We start from the raw sequence: 16,543 nt of genomic DNA on the forward strand, positions 1-16,543 counted from the left end.
CGCGCGGCCACAGCGGCCCCGCATTTAACGCGTTCTCTCCAACGCCATCGCGAATCTGCGCAGCGTGGCAGCAGGCACTTCACCCACCACGGTGAGCCAGTGTTCGCCCACGCGTCGATTGACTGAATTCGTGGCACCCAACGCGGCTGACGACTCCTGAACGTGGCGCTGCGCGTCGAACGGTTCGACGAAGAGTGACACCGAGGCCAAGCCATCAGAGAACACCCATTGCATGGACGTTTGTCCAGTACCACCAGAGGCCTCGCGGGTATGGCAGCTCATGGCCGCGAAGCCCGGCACAGGCTCCTTCAAACGCCAGCCCTCTGCTTCAGCGGTGGTCTTCTTGAGCGTGGGCTTGTAAACCTCATAGCCCCGTGTGTCCTTCATCAGCTTGTGCAACTTGTCCATGCTGACGGGGGCATCGAGCTGCAACTCGGAGAACGCCACCTGCTCCACCACTGCGCCCTGCTCGCCCAACGTCTGCAGCTTGACCACGAGGCCCGTCTGTCGCTCCGACCAGATACGGTAGCCAAAGCGCAATTCGTCCTTGGGAAGAATCTCAACCATGTCCGACAGGTGGCCCGCCACGCGCTGCACACCCACTTCCCGGGCGCTGTAGAACTGGGGAATCAGGTTGCTGGGCGTGCGCAACAACTCGGGGAACATACCCAGCGAATCGCGCTTCTCCACGAAAGCCGTTTTGGCCTCCGGCACGAAGGTGATGACTTCCTTGTTCCGCCGGATGGTCGTCCTGGGCGCACCGGTCAGGGTGTCGACCCGCTCCATCTGCTGCGAACCATCGCAGACATGCCAGATTTTCGAAGCCGACATGGCGCTTCCGGCAGAAACCACGAGAGTCCCGATGTAAGAGCGCTGGTTCGAGGCTTCGTGCATGCGGGTCAGCCATTCGTTGACGCTGCGCGTGGTCGACGAAGGCAACGCATTCTGACCATACACGGGCGCCATCAGACCAGACGCCAGCGCCACAAGCGCCGCAGCACTCCAGTGGCGGACACCATGGCGTCCACGCAGTCGCGAGCGAGGATTGCTCGCGGCACTTGGGGAAGGCGAAAGCGGGACGAGCGTCATGGTGCGTCAGCGTCCCGCGGCATCGTAAGTGGCATTCCGGATGAAGCCGGTGGGCATCTGCAAGGCAGACATGCTGCCGTTCTGCCGGTGTTCAGCCAGCAATTCTTCCAGGCGGGCATCGCGGATCAACGTCCCTTGCCCGGTATTCACCACCACGGCAGTTGAGGGTGTCGTGACCTGGGCCGCAACACGCTCTGCCGCCTCAGGCGCCGTCGGCACGGCCGCCAGCTGAGGACCCGACGTCCCGCCCGCAGCCGGGGGGACTCCACTCAACACCGTCCAACTCACCGCCATGACCGCGGCCAGGGAGGCAACGCCGGCCACCAGCTTCCAGCGGAAGGTGGCGTCATTGGCGGCAGTGCCTCGCACCAAGGCTACAGGTTGGACCGGCTCATGGGGATGGCGAACGCCAGGCATGGGTTGGACAATGGGTGCGGCCTCCAACCGAAGGCGTTCGCGCACATCCGCCAGAAAGTCGCAGGGCGCACGGGTTGAAATGACGCCACTGTGACCCCGCAGCACGTCGCCGATCACATGGTAGGCATGCCAGCTTCCCAGCAACTCCTCTCGACCCTCGTCTGAGGACAGCAGATCTGCCAACTGCGCGGTACCGATCTCACCATCCACCAAGGAAGACACACATTGCTCAGAAGCAATGATGGCGGCCGTTTCCTGAGATTTGGCGTTCAAACTGACTTGTGCGGCATTCATGATGAATTTCCTGACTTCCCAATTCGTGGGCCATAGGACCGCCGTCTCGGCGGCGCCCTGCCTCTCCTACCAGCGTTTGCCTGTCTGGCGCTCCAGCATCGGCTTGATGCGCCCCGAAATGGCCTCTCGCGCCCGAAAAATCCGGGAACGCACCGTGCCGATCGGGCATTCCAGCGCCGTGGCAATTTCTTCGTAGCTCATGCCCTCGATCTCTCGCAGGGTGATCGCCATGCGCAACTCTTCGGGCAACGCATCCATGGCGGCGTTGACCGCCTCGGCGATTTCCTTGCTGGCCAGCACCGCTTCGGGCGTTTCGGTGTCAGCCACTCCCGAATTTAGTTCACGTTCGGGGGCGGAAGTTTCATCGTCCTCGCCCGATTTCATCTGGGACTGGAAGACCAGCGGATCGCGCTTGAGTTCCATCAACTGCTTTTTGGCCGTGTTGACCGCAATCCGGTACAGCCAGGTGTAGAACTGGGCATCCCCGCGAAACTGGGCCAGAGCACGGTAGGCACGGATAAAGGTTTCCTGGGCGATGTCCTGAACCAGGTCGGCGTCTCGCACCATCCGCCCAATCAGGCGCTCCACACGCCGCTGGTATTTGACGACCAGCATCTCGAATGCCCGCTGCTCGCCCGCAAGCGTGCGCTGCACCAGCATGACGTCACTGTCAGGCGGCGGCGGAGCGGTGTGATCTTCGGGATTCATGCGCGCGGAAATATAACCCAGGGTACCAGACGCATCAGCGGCTTCCTGCCGTCAGCGCACGCCTCAGCATCATCCATTGCGCAGGATCTCTGGCCCGCTCGACCCAGACCCAGCGCGCGAGGGCGTCGGCATTGTGCAAACGCAGCAATGCCACGACTTGAAGATCCAGCACCCACTCCACCCTGCGCAGCACAGCGCCGTCGGGACAGGCCGCGCTGTACCAGTGCCAGCTTCCCATGGACACATCGTCCCCGCACATGCCTGGACCATTCCATTTCAGTTGGCCAACCGGAGCGCGGCGCCATGTCCAGGTGGCAAAGCATGCCCACGCCGTCCACAGCAGGGCGCCGGCAAAGCCGGGCCGCAAACCGTACTGCCATCCGTTGAACCACCACCAAGCGCCCAACGCGCAGCCCCCAAGCAACGCGAGCGCGGCAAATATCACCCCGTACCAAATGCAACGCCCCACCGGAAAAACGACCGATGGGGCGCTGTGCATGCGAAGTCTTGACAGAGGGCGTGATCAGAGCGTTCAGGCGCGCTTGAAAACCAACGTGCCGTTGGTCCCGCCGAAGCCGAAGTTGTTTTTCAGGGCCACGTTGATCTTTGCGTCCCGCGCCGTATTGGCGCAGTAGTCCAGATCGCACTCCGGATCCTGATTGAAGATGTTGATGGTCGGCGGCACCTTTTGATGGTGGAGAGCCAGAACGGTGAACACCGACTCGATACCGCCCGCGCCGCCGAGCAGGTGTCCCGTCATCGACTTGCTGGAACTCACCACCATGTTCCGCGCATGGTCCCCCAGTGCGGCTTTGATGGCGTTGCTTTCATTGATATCGCCGAGCGGAGTGGACGTGCCATGGGCATTCAGATAATCCACCTGATCGGGATTGACGCCCGCATTGCGCAACGCACTCAACATCGCACGGCGTGGTCCATCCATGTTGGGTGCCGTCATGTGCCCGGCGTCGGCACTCATCCCAAACCCCCCGAGCTCGGCATAGATCTTTGCACCGCGCGCTTTCGCGTGCTCATACTCTTCGAGCACCATCACGCCAGCGCCTTCACCCAGGACGAAACCGTCCCGGTCCTTGTCCCAGGGACGCGAGGCGGTCTTGGGATCGTCGTTGCGTGTGGACAGCGCTCGCATCGCGGCAAAGCCACCGATACCCAGCGGAGACACGGTGGCTTCAGCGCCCCCGGCGATCATCACATCTGCATCGCCGTACTCGATCATGCGGCCAGCCTCACCAATGCAATGCAGGCCGGTGGTACAGGCCGTGACGATGGCAATGTTCGGCCCCTTGAAGCCGTACTTCATCGACACGTGCCCCGAAATCATGTTGATGATCGAGGCAGGCACGAAGAATGGCGTGATCCGTCGCGGGCCGCGATTGAGCAATTCGGTGTGCGTTTCCTCGATCAGCGGCAGACCGCCGATGCCCGAGCCGATCACACAGCCAATGCGCGTCGCTTGTTCGTCGCCCAAATGCTCCCCGGTAGGCAAGCCGGAGTCTGCCACCGCTTGCATCGAGGCAGCCACGCCGTAATGAATGAAGGTATCCATCGTCCGCGCTTCCTTGGCGGTGATGTACTCCTCCAGATTGAACCCCTTGACCTCCCCTGCGAACTTGCAGGCGAAGTTCGACGCGTCGAACTTCGTGATGAAGTCAATGCCGGATTGACCTGCCAGGAGGTTGGCCCAGGAATCGGCCACCGTGTTACCCACGGGGCTGACGCAACCCAGGCCGGTCACAACGACTCGGCGACGGCTCATCTGTGCTTCAGGCCTTCTGGTGGGCCAGGGCGTAATCGATGGCCTTCTGGACCGTGGTGATCTTCTCGGCTTCTTCGTCGGGAATTTCGATACCGAACTCGTCTTCCAGAGCCATCACCAGTTCAACCGTGTCCAGCGAATCGGCACCCAGGTCTGCCACGAAAGCCTTTTCATTCGTGACCTGCCCCTCTTCCACACCGAGTTGTTCGGCAATGATTTTCTTAACACGTGCTTCGATATCGCTCATAGGTCCCTCTAAGGGTGGTTGAATTACAGACCGCCATTTTAGCCGCGCCGAAGATATCACCCCGGATGGCCCGCCGGGCGGCGGCACGGCGCAAAAGAAGAATGAATGCCCGTTCAGGCTCAGGACATGAACATCCCGCCGTTGACGTGCAACTCCTGCCCGGTGACATACGCAGCCTGGGGACTCGAGAGATAGGCCACCGCATGCGCGATGTCGGCTGGCTTGCCGAGATGGCCGAGAGGAATCTGTCCCAGCAGCGCCTTCTGCTGTTCCTCCGGCAAGGCCGCCGTCATATCGGTTTCGATGAAGCCGGGGGCGACACAGTTCACCGTGATGTTGCGGCTCCCCAGTTCCCGCGCCAGCGCACGCGTCATGCCCGCCACGCCAGCTTTCGCAGCCGCGTAGTTGGCCTGCCCGGCATTGCCCGACGCGCCAACGACACTGGTGATGCTGACGATTCGGCCGTAGCGTTGCTTCATCATGGGGCGGATGACCGCGCGGCTCATGCGGAAAACCGCTTTGAGGTTGGTGTCCAGCACGGCGTCCCAGTCCTCATCCTTGAGACGCATGGCGAGCATGTCGCGCGTGATGCCGGCGTTGTTTACCAGCACCTGCAAACCGCCATGCGCCTTGACGATTTCATCGATCAAGGCTTCTGCAGCGGAAGCGTCGTTCACATCCAGCCGGGCACCGCGGCAGCCACCGGCTGCGCCCGGTACAGCAGCCAGAGTAGACCCTATGCGCGCGGCACCGTCATCGCTGGTCGCCGTGCCAATCACGATCAGGCCGCGCGCGGCCAGCTCCAGCGCAATGGCCGCACCGATGCCTCGAGAGGCACCGGTTACCAAGGCCACCTGGCCTGCAAACTTGATTTCAGACATGAATGGATTCTCCAGGGTCAGGCCAACAGGGCCTTCACCTCAGCAAGGGTGGCGGGATCGAACAGTGCACCCGCATTCAGCGAAGGGTCCACACGTTTGACCATGGCGGTCAACACCTTGCGGGGACCACATTCGATCACGGTATCGAGGCCTCGAGCCTTGATGGCTTCCACGCACTCGACCCATCGCACCGGCCCGAAAGCCTGCCGGTACAGCGCATCACGAATCCGATCAGGATCGGATTCGACCGTCACATCGATGTTGTTGATCACAGGGATCTGCGGTGATCCCAAGGAGGTAGCGGCCAGCTTTTCCTTCAAACGTTCGGCAGCAGGTCTCATCAGACTGGAGTGGAACGGGGCAGACACTGGTAGAGGCAAAGTGCGCTTGGCTCCCTGCGCCTTGAGCACTTCACAGGCCTTCTCGACAGCCGCCTTGCTGCCCGCGATCACGGTCTGTGCGGGATCGTTGAAGTTCACGGCCTCGACCACCTCGGCGCTGCCTGGCCCGAAACTGGTCTGGGCTTCGATACAACCGGCGACCACGCCAGCGGCATTCAAGCCCAACACGGCCGCCATCGCACCCGTGCCCACCGGCACGGCTTCCTGCATGGCCTGTGCACGGAAGCGCACCAGAGGAGCAGCCTGGGCCAGCGTCAGCACCCCAGAAGCAACCAGTGCGGAATACTCCCCCAGCGAATGACCCGCCACCACAGCAGGCAAGGCACCGCCTTCGGCGCGCCACACGCGCCAGGCGGCGACACCCGCGACCAGCATCACAGGCTGGGTGTTCACGGTCATGGCCAGCACGTCGGCCGGCCCTTCGTGAATCAGTTTCCCCAGATCCTCCCCCATGGCATCCGACGCTTCCTGAAGCGTTTCCCGGACGGCAGCATGCTCACCCCAGGCATCGAGCATTCCCACGGCCTGGGAGCCCTGTCCGGGGAATACAAAAGCAAAGTTTTTCATCGCAATAGCAGTTCAGGCTGAGTGACGCAGGTGTCACTCAGAAATCCAGCAGAACGGAACCCCAGGTGAATCCGCCACCAACGCCTTCCAGCATCAATGTGTCACCCCTCTTGACGTGGCCTTGGCGCACCGCATGGTCGAGCGCCAGAGGAATGGATGCGGCCGAGGTATTGCCATGCTGGTCGACAGTGACCACGACCTTCTCCGGCGGCAATTTCAACTTCCGCGCCGTGCTCTGCATGATCCGGATGTTGGCCTGATGCGGAATGAGCCAATCGATATCGTCGGTGGTCCTGCCAGCCTTGGCCAGCGTGGCGCGCGCCGTCTCCTCCAGCACACCCACTGCCAGCTTGAAGACTGCCTGTCCATCCATCTTGAGCAAGGGGTCACCAAGGATCTGTCCACCCGAGACGTGGCCAGGCACGCAAAGAATGCCCGTATGCTTACCGTCTGCATGGATATCAGTGGCGAGAATGCCGGGCGACTCCGAAGCCTCCAGCACCACCGCACCAGCGCCGTCGCCAAACAACACACAGGTGGTGCGATCGTTGAAGTCCAGCAACCTGCTGAAAATCTCCGCACCGACCACGAGCGCCTTGCTTGCAGTTCCGGAGCGGATCATGGCATCCGCCACCGTCAGCGCATAGATAAAACCCGTGCAAACGGCCTGCACATCGAATGCCGGGCTACCGGCAATGCCCAGTTTGTGCTGCAGTATGGTCGCCGTCGAAGGGAACACCATGTCTGGCGTGGACGTGGCGACAATGATCAGGTCGATCTCGGTGGGTTGCACATGGGCGGCCTTCATAGCCTCGCGACAGGCCTGGGCAGCAAGGTCACTGGCGTACACCCCCTCGCCCACAAAATGCCGCGCCCGGATTCCGGTGCGCTCCACGATCCACTCGTCGCTGGTCTCCACCCCACGTGGCGCCAGCATCGCCACCATGTCGGCGTTGGTCAGGCGTTGGGGTGGAAGGCAACTCCCAGTGCCAGCGATGCGGGCGTAGCTTGTCATGCGGATGGATCGATCAGAAAGTCGAGATGCTCTTGAGTTCGCTGGCCACAGGCTCTGGTGCTATCAGAGGCCTGGCATGGGCAATGCGCTCCCGCACGTTGTCCAGCAATTTGTTGTGGGCCGCATCATAAGCCCGGTTCAACGCCTGTTCGAACGCGAACGCATCGGCCGAGCCATGGCTCTTGAACACAAGCCCCCGAAGCCCCAGCAGGGCTGCGCCATTGTAGCGACGGTGATCAACCCGATTTTTGAATGATTTTAGAACCGGATAAGCGACAATTGCCGCAATTTTACGGAAAATGCTCTTCGAAAACTCTTCCCGGATAAAACCACTAATCATCGAGGCAAGGCCTTCACTCGCCTTGAGGGCCACGTTCCCGACAAACCCGTCACAGACCACGATGTCGGTGGTTCCCTTGAAAACATCATCACCTTCAATATTGCCGAAGAAGTTCAAATCACCGGATGTCGATGCATTTCGAAGCAAGATACCCGCTTTTTTGATGACTTCGCTGCCCTTGATGACCTCCTCCCCGACATTGAGCAAGCCAACGCTAGGCTCCTGCCTGCCCGTGGCGGCCGCCACCAGAGCCGAGCCCATTACGGCGAACTGCAAAAGATGCTCGGCAGAACAATCCACGTTCGCACCAAGGTCAAGCACCGTGGTGGCACCTCCGCGTGCATTGGGCATCTGGGTGGCGATGGCGGGGCGATCAATACCGTCCATGGTCTTCAACACGTACCGGGCAATGGCCATCAGGGCCCCGGTATTGCCTGCCGATACCGCCGCTTGTGCGACGCCATCCTTCACCTGGTTGATGGCCACCCGCATCGAAGAGTCCTTCTTGCGACGCAACGCCACCTCGACCGGATCGTCCATGGTGACAACCTCGCTGGCCGGCACCAACTTACAGCGCGGATTGCCCAGCAACTGCGGCCAGGCACCCAACGCATCAGGTTGCCCAACCAGCAGCAACTGCGCTTGCGGATGAGCCTCCAGAAAGGCGAGGCTGGCCGGCATGGTGACATCCGGTCCGACATCTCCCCCCATGCAATCGACGGCGACGGTGATCATGAAAACACCCCGGGTCGGGCGCTTTTAACGCCCCAAGAATGAAAAAAGCCCGCATGCAGCATGCGGGCCCGGGTCTCAATGGCCGCCAAGCCCCTGCCCGCAATTTCGCGGCAGGGCCTGTGGCGACCCGCCATCAGGCTTCGGACTTGTTTTTCAGGACTTGGCGCCCACGGTAAAAACCGTTGGGGCTGATGTGGTGGCGTAGATGGGTTTCGCCAGTGGTCGGCTCCACGGCAATGCCGGGAACGTTCAACGCGTTGTGCGAACGGTGCATGCCGCGCTTGGAGGGAGACTTTTTGTTTTGCTGAACAGCCATGGTGGGCTCCTGAAATCGGTAGGGTCAAACGGGGTGGCAAAAACGGAGCCTCGCTCCGTCCAACCGGTTGCGCGCCTGACCCGGGCACATCGACGTGCAAATGGATACCAGCGCAAAGCCAAGCATTATAGCCCGAAGGCGCAGTTGCCGCCAGTGGCGTGCCCATGGCGCTCCCTTGCCTCACTTTTTCAGCTTGGCCAACGCAGCAAACGGGTTTCTCGGGGGTGGCGCATCCTGGTCGCCCCCATCAGCGGACGCCGACAAACCCGCGAGAACCGAGGCGGGGCACACCTCATGCATGGGCACCAGCGGCAACTCCATCAGCAGCTCGTCTTCCAGCACATCCAGCAGGTTGGGCCGGGGCTCGAGCGCCAGCAGGTCTTCCTCGCAACCGTCGTCCTGCGCCTCCGCCGTGGCTTCGTCTGCGACAAAACGGAACCAGCGATCCACCACCAGTGGCGTCGCGACCGGGGCCAGACAGCGCTGACAAGTCAGTGACACCAATGCATCGGCCTCGAGTTGCAGCCAGACATCGGGTGGTCCACCCGATGTCGAGGCTCGCATTTCGCCCCGAGCTTTCCAGCGAACGGGCGGAAGCTCCCCCGATCCATCGGGGTGAATGTCTGCGCCGAGACGTACGAATCCGGAGAGCGGCACTTCGCCGCTGATGCTATCGCCTGCCTGGGCAAAGGCTTTCATGTCCAGCCGCCTGGGATTCCAGGCCGTCTTGGGGGTGTCTTTCATGCGGGCAGTGTAAAAGAATACAGGGAAAATGCGCTCATGACGTCCGCCCCCCCATCCTCCCAAGCCGAATCCAGAGCCCTCATCCTGGGATCAACTTCACGCTACCGCCGCGAACTGGTTTCGCGCCTGGGCCTGCCATTCGAGGCCATCGCACCAGACGTGGACGAAACGCCCCAGCCCGGTGAGAAACCGGCCGACCTTGCGCTGCGCCTTGCCATCGCAAAGGCCCGCGACGTGGCGCGGCGTCATCCTCAGGCCGTGGTGATCGGCAGTGATCAGGTCGCCGATCTGGCAGGAGAGCCGCTCGGCAAGCCGGGCACCCACGAACGCGCCGTGGCCCAGCTGAGGCGGATGCGTGGCCAGACGGTTGTGTTTCAGACCGCGCTGGCGGTGGTGTGTGCATCCACAGGGTTCGAACAAAGCGACATCGCCGCCGTTCGCGTGGTCTTCCGTGACCTCAGCGACGAGGAGATCGAGCACTACCTTCGCAGCGAACAGCCCTACGACTGCGCGGGCAGTGCCAAGAGCGAAGGCCTGGGTATTGCGCTGCTGGAGCGCATCGACAACGACGATCCGACGGCCCTTGTCGGTCTTCCACTGATTCGCACCTGTCGGATGATCCGTGCCGCAGGAGTTCGCGTACTGTGAGTGCTCATTCTTCACCGCGCGGCACTCTGTTCCTGGTGCCCACCCCACTGGACTTCGGCATTCAGGATGCCACGCCAGTGTCCCCCTCCACCTGGCTGCCCGCCGAAACACTGGAGGTGGCCAGCCGCGTTACTCACTGGATCACCGAGAACGCGAAGAGCACCCGCGCCTTCCTCAAGCGGGTCGACGCGGTGGCCAGCCTGGCCGCACCATTGCAGTCGCAACAGATCGTTGAATTGCCACGTTCCGCGCACAAGAAGGGCGATCATGCCCCGCAGGCCGGAGGGGACGCTCAAGCTCGCGCGTTGCTCGAACCCGCCCTGCTCGGAAGCGACATGGGTTTGGTCAGCGAAGCCGGCATGCCCGCCATTGCCGACCCAGGGAGCTCCATCGTCCGGGCAGCGCACGCCCAGAACATCCGCGTCGTACCGCTCACGGGCCCGATCTCGCTGATGCTCGCACTGGCCGCCAGCGGGCTCAACGGGCAGAGCTTTGCTTTTGTCGGCTATGTGCCACAAGAAGCCAGCGAACGCGCCAGGCGCCTGAAAGAGCTGGAAGCGCTGGCACTGAAGACCGGGCAGACGCAGATCGTCATTGAGACCCCTTACAGAAACACCGCATTGCTACAGGCACTCCTGCACGCCCTGCATCCGCACACACGTCTGGCAGTGTGCGGCGCACTGACCTTGCCGCAGCAGGTATGCCGCAGCGCGGTGGTCAGCGAATGGAAACGCAGTCCGAACCTGGCGAATGACGTTCCCTTGGACGCGCCCTGCGTTTTCCTGCTGGGCCGATAGCCGCAATCAGACGCCGAGGCGCTTGAGGTGGGCTCGCACCGAGCCGCTGAGTTCGATATTGGCCAGCGCCAGATCGATGGTGGCCTCCAGGAAGCCTTCCTTGCTACCGCAGTCGTAGCGCTTGCCGTCATAGCGGAAGGCCTGCACCTTTTCCTTGCCGATCAGTGCTGCAATGCCATCGGTCAGCTGGATCTCACCACCGGCGCCTCGGGGCTGCTGGCGAATGCTTTCAAACACCGCTGGCGTCAGGATGTAGCGGCCTGCCACGGCGAGCGTGGACGGTGCCACTTCGGGTGCGGGCTTCTCCACCATCGCAAAAACCTCGGCCAGCGCCGACCCAGCACCATGCACGTCGACCACACCGTAGCGGCGGGTTTCCTCGCGCGGAACATCCTGCACAGCCAGCACCGTGCCCGGGCTGGACTCATAGGCTTGCACCATCTGCTGCAACACGGTGGCACCGCCCCGGACCTGGTCCTTGCCCATCATCAGGTCGTCGGCAAGCAGAACAGCAAAGGGCTCGTTGCCCACCAGACGCTCCGCACAGAGCACGGCGTGGCCCAGACCCAGCGCGCGAGGCTGCCGCACATAGACGCAATCCATGTCGTCGGGCTTGATGGAGTGCACCAACTCCAGCAAGGCAGACTTGCCAGCAGCCTGCAACTCCATCTCCAGCTCGTACGCCGTGTCGAAATGGTCTTCGATCGCGCGCTTGTGCCGCCCGGTCACGAAGATCATCTCGCGGATACCAGCCGCATAGGCTTCTTCCACCGCGTACTGCATCAGTGGTTTGTCCACCACGGGCAGCATTTCTTTCGGGATCGCCTTGGTGGCAGGCAGGAATCGGGTGCCCAGGCCACCCACGGGGAATACGGCTTTGCGGATCGTCATCTTGACTTGTACTCGCTCGTTCGTGAAGAAAGACTCAACATGGTAACGGCAGCCGCGCCGACGTCCACCAAATGACTAAACTACAACAGCGTCTGGCGGGCAATTTCCACACCTCAACCCATTTACTTCGCATGAGCATCACACCCGTCATCCTTTGCGGCGGCTCCGGCACCCGGCTGTGGCCCCTGAGCCGCCAGAGTTTCCCCAAGCAATTTGTCCCACTGGTGGGCGACAAGAGCCTGCTGCAACTGACTCTGGACCGACTGGCCTGGTGCGACAACCCCGTGATCTGCGTGGCCTCGGAGGATCACCGCTTCCTTGTGGCCGACGCCATCGAAGCTGAAAATGTGCCTGGGCAGGTTCTGCTGGAGCCGGCGGCGCGCAACACCGCAGCCGCCATGGCCCTGGCTGCGCTGCTTGCTCGCGCAGTCAATGATGCAGACCCATTGCTGCTGTTCTGCCCTTCCGATCACCACATCCCAGACACCAAGGCTTTTGCCGAAACCATTCGGCAGGGTGTCCCGGCAGCGGAGGCGGGCGCCATCGTCACATTCGGCGTCATGCCGAGCTTCCCCAGCAGCGCCTATGGCTACATACAACAAGGCGATGAACGAAGCGATGGCAGCCGCAAAGTGGCCCGCTTCATCGAGAAGCCCCTTCCGGCCGCGGCCCAGGCCCTGCTGCTGCAAGGCAACGTGCTATGGAACGCGGGCATCTTCCTGAGCCGGGCGAGCACGCTGCTCGCCGCGCTTGCGCAGCACGCACCCGACATCCTTCAAGCGTGCGAGAAGGCCATGGCCCAGCCTCGGCAGGACAAGGTCAACCGCATCCATTTCGTTCGCCCGGAAGCAGAACCCTTCCTCGCCTGTCGCTCCCAGAGCATCGACTACGCCGTCATGGAGCCCCATGACAATGTGACAGTGGTCCCCTTCAAAGGGCTGTGGAGTGATGTCGGCAGCTGGAACGCCGTTGCCGAACTCGGCGCGGCAGACGGCGAGGGCAACCGCGTCACCGGCCAAGGGCATGCCCTGAAAGCCCGCAACACCTTCATCCACGCACCGGACCGCACCGTCGTGGCGCTGGGCACCCAGGACCTGCTCATCATCGACACGCCGGACGCCTTGCTGGTGGCCCATCGAGACCAGGCCGAGCAGGTGAAGGACGTGGTCAGCCACCTGGCGCAGTGCAAGGTGCCGCAGGCTGCCATGCATCGCCGTGTGGCACGCCCCTGGGGCTGGTACGACAGTGTCGATATGGGAGAACGCTTCCAGGTCAAACGCATCGGTGTGAAGCCAGGCGCTTCACTGAGCCTGCAGAAGCACCACCACCGTGCCGAGCACTGGATCATCGTCAAGGGCACGGCCGAGGTGACGCGTGGACAGGAGGTGTACCTGCTGTCGGAAAACCAGTCCACCTACATCCCGATCGGCGAGGTGCACAGGTTGCACAACCCCGGCAAGATGACGCTGGAGATGATCGAAGTGCAATCAGGAAGCTACCTCGGAGAGGACGACATCGTCCGGCTGGAGGACATCTACGGCCGACAACCTGCTCCCGCCGACAGGAAGTGACCCGATGAAGATCTTGTTGACCGGCGGTGCCGGCTACATCGGCAGCCACACGGCCGTGGCTCTCGTGGAGGCGGGCTTCGAACCCGTGGTGCTCGACAACTTCGCCAACAGCCAGCCCTTGGTGCTGGACCGCCTGGCGCGCATCACGGGCCAGCCCCTGACGCTGGAGCAAGGTGACGTGCTGGACACGGCATGGCTCGAAGGCGTGCTGCGCCGCCATCGTCCCGCCGGTGTCGTCCACTTTGCCGGGGACAAGGCGGTCGGCGAAAGCGTGGCTCAGCCACTGAAGTACTTCCACAACAACATTGGTGGCGCAGTCAGCTTGCTGCGTGCCATGGAGACCCTGCACGCCGAGGACGGGTCCATCGCGCCCACGCTGGTGTTCTCCAGCAGCGCGACGGTGTACGGCGATCCGGCCACGGTCCCGATCACCGAGGACTTCCCGCGCAGCCACACCAACCCGTACGGCCACACCAAGCTGGTCATCGAGGACATGCTCACGGCGCTGTGTACCGCCCGCCCGGCCTGGCGCGTGGGCATCTTGCGCTACTTCAATCCCGTGGGCGCCCATCCCAGCGGCCTGATTGGCGAGGACCCGACAGGCATTCCCAACAACCTGATGCCCTACGTGGCGCAGGTGGCCGTGGGCCAGCGTGAACACCTGAATGTGTATGGCAATGACTACCCGACGCCTGACGGCACCGGCGTGCGCGACTACATCCACGTGCAGGATCTGGCAGCAGGCCACGTTGCGGCCATCAAGGCCTTGCTGGCCCGGGGCGAGAGCTTCACGGTGAACCTGGGCACCGGCAGCGGGCACAGTGTGCTGGATGTGGTGCGCGCCTTCGAGAAAGCCAGCGGCCGGAAGGTGCCTTACCAGATCGCCCCTCGCCGCGCAGGCGACGTGGCGCAGTGCTGGGCCGACCCCGCCATGGCATTGCGCCTGCTGGGATGGCAGGCCAGATACACGCTGGACGACATGTGCGCCGATACCTGGCGCTGGCAGAGCAGCAACCCGCGAGGCTACAGGGGCTGAGGCGGCCCTGCCGCCCCGCATCCGTCACTTCAGCTGGACACCGGCCGCACGGGCCGCGAAGAAGATGCCTTCGCCCACGCTCGCACCGAACCGCTTGGCCAGGCGAAGGCCAACGTTCTCGCGGCGCGTGTAGTCCACGATTTCTTCGGCCTTGACGATCTCGCGCGCCACATAGTCGAGGTTGCCCAACCCATCGGCCAGGCCGAGCGACACGGCCTGCTGCCCATTCCAGACCAAGCCGCTGAAGGTGTCTCCGTTCTCCTTCAAACGGTCACCACGGCCCTTTTTCACCACCTCGATGAACTGGGCATGAATTTCACCGAGCATGGCCTGGATATAGGCCCGCTGGGTTTCATCCTGCGGGCTGAAAGGATCCAGCATCGCCTTGTTGGCTCCAGCGGTGACCAGACGCCGCTCGATCCCCAGCTTGTCCATCAGCCCGGTGAAACCGAAGCCGTCCATCAACACACCGATGCTGCCCACCAGACTCGCCTTGTCCACATAGATATCGTCCGCGGCTGCGGCGATGTAGTAGGCGGCTGAAGCGCAGGTCTCCTCCACCACCGCGTAGACCTTCTTGTCGTGAAGACCTTTGAGCCGCGTGATCTCGTCGTTGATGATGCCGGCCTGCACCGGGCTGCCGCCGGGGGAGTTGATCAGCAACACCACAGCCTGCGCACCCTCGTCCTCGAACGCCGAGCGCAGCGAAGCCACCACGTATTCCGCGCTGGCCTCCGCACCACTGGCGATCTCTCCCTTGATATCCACCACGGCGGTGTGCGGAGTGCTCACCGCGGTGCTGGTGTTGTTGGTATAGACCAGCCAGACGATGGCACCGAACACGATCAGCCAGAGAAACCGGCTGAACATCTTCCAGCGGCGCGCGGCCTGCTGCTCCCGGATGGTGGCAAAGACCAGTTTTTCCAGCGTGGCACGCTCCCAGGCCACCCCTTGCGAGCGGTCGCTGGAACCATTGAGGGAAGGGCCGGGAAAGTCGTCGTTCATGATCGGAAGCTCTCAGAATTCAAGGGGTTTGAGGTGGTATTGTGACCGCCAGTGAACCACCCCGTCTTGCTCGACGAGTTCGATCTTGACCAGACCGCCTCGGCACGGCCCACCCCGGCAGTCGCCGGTATCGGGCTCGTACACCGCGCCATGGGTGGCGCACAGCAGCCAGCGGCCGCTGTCGTCAAAGAACCGGTCGGGCTGCCAGTCCATTTCCATCGCCACATGGGTGCAGCGGTTCAGGTAGGCGTGGGGCTGCCCCTGGTAGCGGATCGCAAAGGCACGGCAGGTCTGGCCTGCATACACCACGTCGAAGGACACGGCACGCCCCCCATCGACCAGATCCCGGCTGTTGCAAAGCGCGTAGACCGGGTCGTCGGAGGGTATGTTCATGGCGGGCTCAGGCGTTGGTATTCAGCCAGTCGTGCAGTTCGCTCACCGAGTGCGCCACATGCAAGGGGTTGAGCACGGCAAAGGTGGATGGCTCGTGCGCACCGTAGCTCACCGCCACACTCGCGCAACCCGCGCCAACGGCCATCTGCAGATCGTGCGTGGTGTCGCCGATCATCAGTGTGCGGTTGGCCTCCACGCCGAATTCGCGCATCAGTTCGAACAGCATGCGCGGGTGCGGCTTGCTGGCGGTCTCGTCGGCGGTGCGGGAGCCATCGAACACACCTTGCAATTCCACGGAATGCAAGGCCTCGTCCAGTCCCGCCCGGCTCTTGCCTGTGGCCACGGTGAGCCAGTGATGGCGGCTCTTCAGGTCGGCCAGCATGGGCAGCACACCCTCGAACAGGGTGAGTTCGTGTTGTGCCGCCATGTAGTGATGCCGGTAGCGCTGGCCCAGCTGGGTGTATTTGCTGGCAGGCACATCCGGCGCGGCATGCGCGAGGGCCTGCATCAGCCCCATGCCGATGACATAACTCGCGGCCTCACGCGTGGGCGGCACGCCACCCACGTCGATCACGGCTGCCTGGATGCAACGGGTGATCAACGCGGTGGAATCAAACAGGGTGCCGTCCCAGTCGAAGGCAATGAGGTCGAATCGGCGGGGGCGCATGGAG

General features: G+C 62.8%; 20 protein-coding genes. 4 read left to right on the forward strand and 16 right to left on the reverse strand.

Going from position 1 to position 16,543, the window contains the following annotated elements:
- Nucleotides 1-24: 24 nt before the first annotated feature.
- From J2X09_RS12765 to J2X09_RS12820, 12 genes are all read right to left on the reverse strand, one after another.
- Nucleotides 25-966, reverse strand: a complete 942-nt coding sequence (locus J2X09_RS12765; RefSeq protein ID WP_310308433.1) for a MucB/RseB family sigma factor regulatory protein — start codon at nucleotides 964-966, stop codon at nucleotides 25-27.
- Between the two features lie 129 nt (nucleotides 967-1,095).
- On the reverse strand, nucleotides 1,096-1,800 hold the full coding sequence (locus J2X09_RS12770) for a sigma-E factor negative regulatory protein (protein ID WP_204733722.1): 705 nt from the start codon (nucleotides 1,798-1,800) through the stop codon (nucleotides 1,096-1,098).
- A 66-nt stretch (nucleotides 1,801-1,866) separates the two neighbouring features.
- Nucleotides 1,867-2,508 (reverse strand): RNA polymerase sigma factor RpoE, encoded by a 642-nt coding sequence (rpoE, locus tag J2X09_RS12775; protein ID WP_204733721.1) that lies wholly within the window; start codon nucleotides 2,506-2,508, stop codon nucleotides 1,867-1,869.
- 34 nt (nucleotides 2,509-2,542) lie between these two features.
- On the reverse strand, nucleotides 2,543-3,007 hold the full coding sequence (locus tag J2X09_RS12780; protein WP_204733720.1) for a hypothetical protein: 465 nt from the start codon (nucleotides 3,005-3,007) through the stop codon (nucleotides 2,543-2,545).
- A 33-nt stretch (nucleotides 3,008-3,040) separates the two neighbouring features.
- Nucleotides 3,041-4,285: a beta-ketoacyl-ACP synthase II gene (gene fabF / locus J2X09_RS12785; RefSeq protein ID WP_204733719.1), complete on the reverse strand. Its 1,245-nt coding sequence runs from the start codon at nucleotides 4,283-4,285 to the stop codon at nucleotides 3,041-3,043.
- A gap of 7 nt (nucleotides 4,286-4,292) precedes the next feature.
- Nucleotides 4,293-4,532: an acyl carrier protein gene (gene acpP / locus J2X09_RS12790; RefSeq protein WP_204733718.1), complete on the reverse strand. Its 240-nt coding sequence runs from the start codon at nucleotides 4,530-4,532 to the stop codon at nucleotides 4,293-4,295.
- A 119-nt stretch (nucleotides 4,533-4,651) separates the two neighbouring features.
- Entirely contained in the window at nucleotides 4,652-5,413 is a 762-nt protein-coding gene (gene fabG, locus J2X09_RS12795; RefSeq protein WP_204733717.1) for a 3-oxoacyl-ACP reductase FabG, read from the reverse strand.
- 17 nt (nucleotides 5,414-5,430) lie between these two features.
- Nucleotides 5,431-6,381 carry an ACP S-malonyltransferase gene (fabD, locus tag J2X09_RS12800; RefSeq protein ID WP_204733716.1) on the reverse strand — a complete coding sequence of 317 codons (951 nt, stop codon included), beginning with the start codon at nucleotides 6,379-6,381 and terminating at the stop codon, nucleotides 5,431-5,433.
- A 37-nt stretch (nucleotides 6,382-6,418) separates the two neighbouring features.
- On the reverse strand, nucleotides 6,419-7,396 hold the full coding sequence (locus J2X09_RS12805; RefSeq protein WP_204733715.1) for a beta-ketoacyl-ACP synthase III: 978 nt from the start codon (nucleotides 7,394-7,396) through the stop codon (nucleotides 6,419-6,421).
- Nucleotides 7,397-7,409: 13 nt separating this feature from the next.
- On the reverse strand, nucleotides 7,410-8,471 hold the full coding sequence (gene plsX, locus J2X09_RS12810) for a phosphate acyltransferase PlsX (RefSeq protein ID WP_204733714.1): 1,062 nt from the start codon (nucleotides 8,469-8,471) through the stop codon (nucleotides 7,410-7,412).
- A 133-nt stretch (nucleotides 8,472-8,604) separates the two neighbouring features.
- Nucleotides 8,605-8,787 (reverse strand): 50S ribosomal protein L32, encoded by a 183-nt coding sequence (gene rpmF, locus J2X09_RS12815; RefSeq protein ID WP_005794249.1) that lies wholly within the window; start codon nucleotides 8,785-8,787, stop codon nucleotides 8,605-8,607.
- Nucleotides 8,788-8,967: 180 nt separating this feature from the next.
- The gene (locus J2X09_RS12820) at nucleotides 8,968-9,531 is read right to left on the reverse strand and encodes a YceD family protein (protein ID WP_204733713.1); all 564 of its coding nucleotides are present in this window, start codon (nucleotides 9,529-9,531) and stop codon (nucleotides 8,968-8,970) included.
- Nucleotides 9,532-9,567: 36 nt separating this feature from the next.
- Here J2X09_RS12820 and J2X09_RS12825 point away from each other — a divergent pair, with 36 nt between their 5' ends.
- Nucleotides 9,568-10,179 carry a Maf family nucleotide pyrophosphatase gene (locus tag J2X09_RS12825; RefSeq protein ID WP_204733712.1) on the forward strand — a complete coding sequence of 204 codons (612 nt, stop codon included), beginning with the start codon at nucleotides 9,568-9,570 and terminating at the stop codon, nucleotides 10,177-10,179.
- Between the two features lie 35 nt (nucleotides 10,180-10,214).
- On the forward strand, nucleotides 10,215-10,976 hold the full coding sequence (locus J2X09_RS12830; RefSeq protein WP_310308441.1) for an SAM-dependent methyltransferase: 762 nt from the start codon (nucleotides 10,215-10,217) through the stop codon (nucleotides 10,974-10,976).
- 6 nt (nucleotides 10,977-10,982) lie between these two features.
- Here J2X09_RS12830 and galU read toward each other — a convergent pair whose 3' ends face one another.
- Complete coding sequence (gene galU / locus J2X09_RS12835) at nucleotides 10,983-11,867, reverse strand: UTP--glucose-1-phosphate uridylyltransferase GalU (RefSeq protein WP_204733710.1); 885 nt, start codon at nucleotides 11,865-11,867, stop codon at nucleotides 10,983-10,985.
- A gap of 131 nt (nucleotides 11,868-11,998) precedes the next feature.
- Between galU and J2X09_RS12840 the strand changes: the two genes are divergently transcribed.
- Nucleotides 11,999-13,438, forward strand: a complete 1,440-nt coding sequence (locus J2X09_RS12840; RefSeq protein ID WP_204733709.1) for a mannose-1-phosphate guanylyltransferase/mannose-6-phosphate isomerase — start codon at nucleotides 11,999-12,001, stop codon at nucleotides 13,436-13,438.
- 4 nt (nucleotides 13,439-13,442) lie between these two features.
- Nucleotides 13,443-14,474, forward strand: a complete 1,032-nt coding sequence (galE, locus tag J2X09_RS12845) for a UDP-glucose 4-epimerase GalE (RefSeq protein ID WP_204733708.1) — start codon at nucleotides 13,443-13,445, stop codon at nucleotides 14,472-14,474.
- Nucleotides 14,475-14,498: 24 nt separating this feature from the next.
- Here the strand turns inward: galE and J2X09_RS12850 are convergent, their stop codons facing one another.
- Genes J2X09_RS12850 through J2X09_RS12860 form a run of 3 tightly spaced genes read right to left on the reverse strand, consistent with a single transcriptional unit; the run spans nucleotide 14,499 to nucleotide 16,539 of the window.
- Nucleotides 14,499-15,479 carry a S49 family peptidase gene (locus J2X09_RS12850; RefSeq protein WP_204733707.1) on the reverse strand — a complete coding sequence of 327 codons (981 nt, stop codon included), beginning with the start codon at nucleotides 15,477-15,479 and terminating at the stop codon, nucleotides 14,499-14,501.
- 12 nt (nucleotides 15,480-15,491) lie between these two features.
- Nucleotides 15,492-15,872: a Rieske (2Fe-2S) protein gene (locus tag J2X09_RS12855; protein WP_204733706.1), complete on the reverse strand. Its 381-nt coding sequence runs from the start codon at nucleotides 15,870-15,872 to the stop codon at nucleotides 15,492-15,494.
- Between the two features lie 7 nt (nucleotides 15,873-15,879).
- Nucleotides 15,880-16,539, reverse strand: a complete 660-nt coding sequence (locus J2X09_RS12860; RefSeq protein WP_204733913.1) for an HAD family hydrolase — start codon at nucleotides 16,537-16,539, stop codon at nucleotides 15,880-15,882.
- Nucleotides 16,540-16,543 lie beyond the last annotated feature (4 nt).

This window comes from Hydrogenophaga laconesensis (genome assembly GCF_031457235.1).
Lineage (GTDB): Bacteria > Pseudomonadota > Gammaproteobacteria > Burkholderiales > Burkholderiaceae_C > Hydrogenophaga > Hydrogenophaga laconesensis.

What these genes read in the sequence shown, in the direction of transcription:
- J2X09_RS12765 (WP_310308433.1), bottom strand. Translation starts at nt 966, where the DNA reads ATGGCGCCCGTGTATGGTCAGAATGCGTTGCCTTCGTCGACCACGCGC.
- J2X09_RS12770 (WP_204733722.1), bottom strand. Translation starts at nt 1,800, where the DNA reads ATGAATGCCGCACAAGTCAGTTTGAACGCCAAATCTCAGGAAACGGCC.
- rpoE (WP_204733721.1), bottom strand. Translation starts at nt 2,508, where the DNA reads ATGAATCCCGAAGATCACACCGCTCCGCCGCCGCCTGACAGTGACGTC.
- J2X09_RS12780 (WP_204733720.1), bottom strand. Translation starts at nt 3,007, where the DNA reads ATGCACAGCGCCCCATCGGTCGTTTTTCCGGTGGGGCGTTGCATTTGG.
- fabF (WP_204733719.1), bottom strand. Translation starts at nt 4,285, where the DNA reads ATGAGCCGTCGCCGAGTCGTTGTGACCGGCCTGGGTTGCGTCAGCCCC.
- acpP (WP_204733718.1), bottom strand. Translation starts at nt 4,532, where the DNA reads ATGAGCGATATCGAAGCACGTGTTAAGAAAATCATTGCCGAACAACTC.
- fabG (WP_204733717.1), bottom strand. Translation starts at nt 5,413, where the DNA reads ATGTCTGAAATCAAGTTTGCAGGCCAGGTGGCCTTGGTAACCGGTGCC.
- fabD (WP_204733716.1), bottom strand. Translation starts at nt 6,381, where the DNA reads ATGAAAAACTTTGCTTTTGTATTCCCCGGACAGGGCTCCCAGGCCGTG.
- J2X09_RS12805 (WP_204733715.1), bottom strand. Translation starts at nt 7,396, where the DNA reads ATGACAAGCTACGCCCGCATCGCTGGCACTGGGAGTTGCCTTCCACCC.
- plsX (WP_204733714.1), bottom strand. Translation starts at nt 8,471, where the DNA reads ATGATCACCGTCGCCGTCGATTGCATGGGGGGAGATGTCGGACCGGAT.
- rpmF (WP_005794249.1), bottom strand. Translation starts at nt 8,787, where the DNA reads ATGGCTGTTCAGCAAAACAAAAAGTCTCCCTCCAAGCGCGGCATGCAC.
- J2X09_RS12820 (WP_204733713.1), bottom strand. Translation starts at nt 9,531, where the DNA reads ATGAAAGACACCCCCAAGACGGCCTGGAATCCCAGGCGGCTGGACATG.
- J2X09_RS12825 (WP_204733712.1), top strand. Translation starts at nt 9,568, where the DNA reads ATGACGTCCGCCCCCCCATCCTCCCAAGCCGAATCCAGAGCCCTCATC.
- galU (WP_204733710.1), bottom strand. Translation starts at nt 11,867, where the DNA reads ATGACGATCCGCAAAGCCGTATTCCCCGTGGGTGGCCTGGGCACCCGA.
- J2X09_RS12840 (WP_204733709.1), top strand. Translation starts at nt 11,999, where the DNA reads ATGAGCATCACACCCGTCATCCTTTGCGGCGGCTCCGGCACCCGGCTG.
- galE (WP_204733708.1), top strand. Translation starts at nt 13,443, where the DNA reads ATGAAGATCTTGTTGACCGGCGGTGCCGGCTACATCGGCAGCCACACG.
- J2X09_RS12850 (WP_204733707.1), bottom strand. Translation starts at nt 15,479, where the DNA reads ATGAACGACGACTTTCCCGGCCCTTCCCTCAATGGTTCCAGCGACCGC.
- J2X09_RS12855 (WP_204733706.1), bottom strand. Translation starts at nt 15,872, where the DNA reads ATGAACATACCCTCCGACGACCCGGTCTACGCGCTTTGCAACAGCCGG.
- J2X09_RS12860 (WP_204733913.1), bottom strand. Translation starts at nt 16,539, where the DNA reads ATGCGCCCCCGCCGATTCGACCTCATTGCCTTCGACTGGGACGGCACC.